The 5,685-nt window shown below is 73.3% G+C and carries 5 protein-coding genes; all 5 read left to right on the top strand.

All coding sequences use genetic code 11. The features are described 5' to 3' along the window. Window positions 1-1,517, top strand: a 1,517-nt coding sequence (locus GT042_RS11380) for a thioesterase domain-containing protein (protein WP_161308595.1), incomplete at its 5' end; no start/stop codon positions are given. A 55-nt stretch (window positions 1,518-1,572) separates the two neighbouring features. Continuing rightward, a complete protein-coding gene (locus GT042_RS11375) occupies window positions 1,573-2,679 on the top strand; it encodes a GSCFA domain-containing protein (protein WP_161308594.1) in 1,107 nt (368 codons plus the stop codon). A 94-nt stretch (window positions 2,680-2,773) separates the two neighbouring features. Next, window positions 2,774-3,646, top strand: a complete 873-nt coding sequence (locus GT042_RS11370; protein ID WP_161308593.1) for a TauD/TfdA family dioxygenase — start codon at window positions 2,774-2,776, stop codon at window positions 3,644-3,646. Window positions 3,647-3,907: 261 nt separating this feature from the next. After that, window positions 3,908-4,786: a S1 family peptidase gene (locus tag GT042_RS11365; protein WP_345943743.1), complete on the top strand. Its 879-nt coding sequence runs from the start codon at window positions 3,908-3,910 to the stop codon at window positions 4,784-4,786. A gap of 102 nt (window positions 4,787-4,888) precedes the next feature. Next, entirely contained in the window at window positions 4,889-5,653 is a 765-nt protein-coding gene (locus tag GT042_RS11360; RefSeq protein WP_161308591.1) for a DUF2071 domain-containing protein, read from the top strand. Window positions 5,654-5,685: the final 32 nt, after the last annotated feature.

Below are 5,685 nucleotides of genomic sequence, written 5' to 3'. Positions count from 1 at the left end.
TGATCGCCGACCATCGGCCCGTCTACGCGGCCTACTGCTCCTCGATGGCCACGCTGTTCGGCGGCCTCGGCCAGTTCGACTACGCGGCGGCCAACGGGGTGCTGGACGGCTTCGCCCGGTACCGCGCGCACGATACGGAGACCACGCTCCGTATCGGTATCGACTGGGACGTGTGGCGGGAGGTGGGCATGGCCCGGGACACCCTGCACGCGGACGCCCGCCACCAGGCGCACGTCGCGGTCGGGCTCACGGTGGAGGAGGGCCGGCGGGTCTTCGGGCACGCGCTGGAACTCCAGTTGCCGCAGCTCATGGTGTCCACCACGGCCGTCGACCAGGCGCACGCCTTCTACGAGCCGGGCGTGTCCGGGACGTCGCCATCACCATCACCATCGGCATCGGCATCGGCATCGGCATCGGCATCGGCAGGAGCCTCCACGGCGATCGTGACCGGGCCCGCGCGGGAGACCGCCCCCGCCGTCGAGCAGCTGACCGAGGTCGTCTGCCGCCTGCTGGGCCTCGACACACTCGACCCCGCCGTGTCCCTCTACGACCTGGGCGCGGACTCCCTCACCCTGCTGGACCTGATCTCCGAGATCAAGCGCCGGTACGACGTGGAGCTGGAGCTCTTCCACCTCGGCCACCAGGTCACCCTCAACGACCTGCTGGCGCTGCTCGACCGCTCCCCCGACACCGATCCCTCCCCCGGCGACCCGGTGACCGTGGAGGTCTGGCAGGCCGGGTCGGGGCGCGACCTGCTCTGCCTGGTCCACCCGGTCGGCGGTGACATCCAGGCGTACCGCGCGCTGGTCTCGGCGCTCGAACCGCAGCTGACGGTCTGTCTCATCGCCGACCCCGCCCTGCTCCGCCCCGGGTCGCCGGCCTGGTCCGTCACGGAACGGGCCGCCCGCTACCACGCCGCGCTGGAGGCGCGCTTCCCCCACGCGGAGTGGCGGTGGCGGCTGGCGGGCTGGTCGTTCGGCGCGTGGGTGGCGTTGTCGATGGCGGCCGAGGCGGAGACCGCGGGCCGTCCCGCGGACGGGCTGTACCTCCTCGACCCGCCGTCCCCGGGCGCGGGACCGGCCCTCGGCGCCTACGACGAGGAGGAGATCCGCGCGGTGTTCGCCCACGAGCTGGCACAGGCCGACGGCCGGGGCCCGGCGGGCGGGCACGGCGGCGAGGAGGGTAGGCGCGGTACGGCGAGCAAGGAGGCCCAGGTCTACGCCGAGCGCCTCGCGCACTGCTGCCGGGCCAACCTCGCCACCCTGCGGGACCACGAACCGCCCCGGCTGACCCGCACCCCCAGCGTCCTCTGGCTGGCGAGCGAACCGGTGCCCGGTCTGCCGTGTCCGGAATCCCCGGAGAGCCAGGCACGTGCGTGGCGGGCGCACCTGCCGGAACCCTCGCACTGGGAGTCCGTGGAGACCACGCACTACGACCTCGTCAAACCGCCCCACGTGAAGCACGTGGCCGAGGCCGTCAACACGGCGTCCCTGCCCGCCGCCCCCGACCCCCACTGATCCACGCCCCGCAGGAGCCCGGACCGGCCTGCCCCCGCCCGAGGAAGAGACCTCTGTGCACCCCTACGAGTCACTGCCGGCGCGCTCCTTCTGGCGCTCCGCCGTCGCCGAGGCCGATCCGACGCACCTCCCCGGGCTGTGGACGCCGGCGTTCTCCCTCGGGCAGGACGACCCGATCCTCACCGCCGGCTCCTCGTTCGCCGCCCACATCGGGCCCGCCCTGCTGGCGGAGGGCATGAAGTGGTACGACGCCGAGCCCGCGCCGCCGGGTCTCACGGAGGAGGAGCGCCGGGACCGGCACTACGGCCGGTTCTCGTTCCGTACCGGCGACATCTCCACCGCCGCCGCCCTGCGGCAGTGGCTGACCTGGGCCTTCCCCGAGGAGGTGCCGCCGGAGGAGCGCGCGGAACCCACCGAGGTCTGGAGCGGGAACGGCCGCCACCACGATCCGTTCCGTCCCGCCGTCGAACCCGGCGGGTACGCCACGCCGGACGCGGTACGGGACGCGCGCCGCACGACCCTGGCCGCGATACGTGACGGCGTGACCCGGGCGAGCTGCCTGATCTTCACCCTCGGAGTGACCGAGGCCTGGCGGGACCGCGCGAGCGGCCTCACGTACCCGGTGTGTCCCGGCACCGTGCGCGGCACCTTCGACGCCGGCCGGCACGTGTTCCACAACTTCACCTTCCCCGAGGTCCACCGCGACCTGTCCGCCGCCGTCGCGGTCGCCCGGCGCGTCAACCCGGGGCTGCGCGTGCTCCTCACCGTCTCGCCGGTACCGCTCACCGCCACCGCGACGGGGGGTCACGTCCTCACCGCGAGCACCTACTCCACGTCGGTGCTGCGCGCGGTGGCGGGGCAGCTCGCCCAGGAACTCGACGACGTCGGCTACTTCCCGTCGTACGAGATCGTCACCGGCTTCCCCTTCGGCGGGACGTCCTTCGGGCCGAATCCGCGCTCGGTCACCCCGGCGGGGGTGGCCCTGGTCATGTCGCACCTCCTCACCGGGCTCGGTGTGCCGACCGGGCCGCGGCGGGAGCCCCGTACCACCGTCGTCCCCCCGCCGCCCGTCCCCGCCCGAACCGCCACCCGGGAGGAGTTCCGCTGCGACGACGCCGTACTCGACTACTACCACCGGAGCCCGGTTCCCCTCGCCCGGTGATTCCACGCCGGTCCGGTCGGGGGACGGCGGCCCCGCACCCGGCCGACAGCAGCCCGCACCACCCCCTCATCCACGCACCCCTCAGGAGGACGTCATGGAACAGTTCGCGCTGGACGCGATCGCGCGCATCACCACCAGGCCGCCGGAGGTGTACGACACCATCGCCGTCTCCCCGCTGACGCCGCTGACCGGCGCCGAGGTGTCCGGCCTCGATCTCTCGAAAGAGCTGACGGACGATCAGGTGACCGAGGTGAAGCGGGCGTTCCTCGCCCATCACGTGCTGGTGTTCCGTGACCAGAAACTGTCCGGCGAGGACCACAAGCGCTTCGCGGGGCACTTCGGCGAACTGCGTCCCGTGGAGCCGCCGCCCGAGGAGGGGGACCCGTACATCCTGGACGTCGTGGCGACCAAGGACTCGAAGGCCGTCGCCGGGGCCGGCTGGCATGCCGACGGCACCGCCGACGCCGAACCGTCGCTCGGCTCGATGCTCCACGTCACCCGCACCCCGGAGCCGGGCAGCGGCGGTGACACCCTCTTCGCCAACATGCACCTGGCCTACGAGAGCCTGTCCCCGGCGATACGGACGCTCCTGGACGACCTGACCGCCGTGCACGACGGGCTGATCGCGTGGCAGGGGCACACCCCGCCGCCCGGATACGTCGTGGCCAAGTCGGAGCACCCGGTGATCCCCCGCCACCCCGAGACCGGGCGGCAGCTGCTGTTCGTCAACGGCGCCTACACCTCGCACATCCCGCAGCTCTCGCGCGCCGAGAGCAAGGCGGTGCTGGAGATGCTGTACGCGCACATCGCCACCACGCCCATGCTGCACGTCCGGGTGCGGTGGGAGCCCGACACACTGGTGTTCTGGGACAACCGGTGTGTCCAGCACCACGCGACGTGGGACTACTTCCCGCACTCACGCCACGCCCGGCGCGTCGCCATCAACGGCACCCGGCCGCGGGCCTGACGGCTCTCCCGGCGCCGGTCCCACGGGGGCGGGACGCGGCGCCGGGTACGGGCTCGGGAGGCACCGGTCCCCCGAGGCGCGCCAACGCGCCGTGGGGACACCGGGACCGGTCCTCCGATGCGGTAGCGTCCTGCCCGTCGAACAGCGCGCCGACGCCCGGGCCGACGGCATGATCCGCCCACGCGGCTCATTCAGTGTCTTGCCGGGAAAATGTGCAGCCGGGACCATCGTGTCCCTGGCCCCCCACCATCGGAGGACGTTGTGAACAGCAAAATCGCCCGGCGCATCCGCGTGATCGCTGTCGCGTCCGGTCTGCTGGCCGCCACCGCCCTCGCCGCTCCGGCGGCGGCGGACGGAACGCCCGCGGCCCACGGGACCCTGACCGCCTCCGAGTTCGCGGTGGCCGACGCCTCGCTGCGGGCGGCCGACGTCGCGGGTTCCGCGTGGCACGCCGACCCCGGGGGCGGGAAGGTCGTCGTCACGGTGGACAGCAGGGTGGACGCGGCAGCGGTCACGAAGCTCAGGAGGGCCGTCAAGGTCCCGGCGGGCGCGCTGGAGATCACTCGTACGCCGGGCCGGTTCACCCCGCTCATCGCGGGCGGCGAGGCCATCACCGGCGGCGGCGTGCGCTGCTCGCTCGGCTTCAACGTGCAGAGCGCCACGGGGGTGAAGTACGGGCTGACCGCCGGTCACTGCACGAACACTGTCTCCGCGTGGAGCATCGGCACCCGCGCCGGGTCCAGCTTCCCGGGCAACGACTACGGGCTGATCCGGCACTCCGACCCGGCCGCCGCGGACGGCAGGGTCTATCTGCACAACGGCACCTACCAGGACATCACCGGCGCGGGCAGCGCGGTGGTCGGACAGCCCGTCTGCTACAGCGGCGCCACCTCAGGCGTGCACTGCGGTACGGTCAGCGCGCTCAACGCGACCGTCAACTACGGATCCGGCGGGGTGGTCTCCGGTCTGGGCCGGACCAATATCTGTGCCGAGCCCGGCGACAGCGGCGGCTCGGTCTTCCAGGGCAGCACCGCCATCGGCCTGATCTCGGGCGGCAGCGGCAACTGCTCCTCGGGCGGGGTGACGTTCTACCAGCCGGTCCTCGAACCGCTCGCCGCCTACGGCCTGAGCGTCTTCTGAGCGGACCGTGACGTCTTCGCGTGGTCGGACCGTGGCGTCTTCACGCGGTCCGACCGCGCCCTCCGCGCGTGAGCGGACCGTGTCCTCTGCGATGCTGGCGGGGTGCCCACCCCCGCCGTTCCTCCGGAGCCGGTGACGCCCGACCCGCCGCGGTCCGAGCCGAACCCGCTGCTCACCCAATCGTGGCTCGATCTCGCCTTCCTCCACTGGGAGGCCGACCCGGCCGACGTGGCGCCGCTGTTGCCGTCCGGGACGGTCCCCGACCTCTTCGAGGGCCGGGCCTACGCGGGGCTGGTGGCCTTCCGGATGCACCGCATCGGCTGGTTCCGCCTGCCCGGCCTTCCGTACCTGGGGACCTTCCCCGAGACCAACGTCCGCCTCTACTCGGTGGACGAGCGGGGCCGGCGCGGGGTGGTGTTCCGTTCCCTGGACGCCTCCCGGCTCCTCCCCGTGCTGGTGGGAAGGGCCGCCTTCAACCTGCCGTACGTGTGGGCCCGGATGAGCGTCGTCCGGGACGGCGACACGCTCACGTACACGAGCAGGCGGCGCTGGCCGGGACCCCGGGGCGCGTACAGCAGGATCCGACTGCGCGTCGGGGAACCGATCGCGGAGCCCAGTGCGCTGGAACACTTCCTGACCGCGCGGTGGGGCATGCACAGCACCGTCCTCGGCCGTCCGCTGTTCCTGCCGAACACCCATCCGCGCTGGCCGCTGCACCGCGCCGAGCTGGTCGGACACGGGGAGGACCTGATGGCGGCCGGCGGGCTGCCCGCGCCGGCCGGGGCTCCGGTGAGCGTGCTGTACTCGCCGGGAGTCCCCGTACGCTTCGGCCGCCCCGCCCGCGCGGAGGCACCGCCGGAGTCGTGACCGGGCGCGACCCCTACCCCGACTCCGACGCC

Source organism: Streptomyces sp. SID3212 (assembly GCF_009865405.1).
Lineage (GTDB): Bacteria > Actinomycetota > Actinomycetes > Streptomycetales > Streptomycetaceae > Streptomyces.
This window is presented reverse-complemented; position numbering and strand designations above follow the sequence as displayed.

Excerpts from the sequence above, each read along its gene's own strand:
- GT042_RS11370 (WP_161308593.1), top strand. The coding sequence starts at position 2,774 with ATGGAACAGTTCGCGCTGGACGCGATCGCGCGCATCACCACCAGGCCG.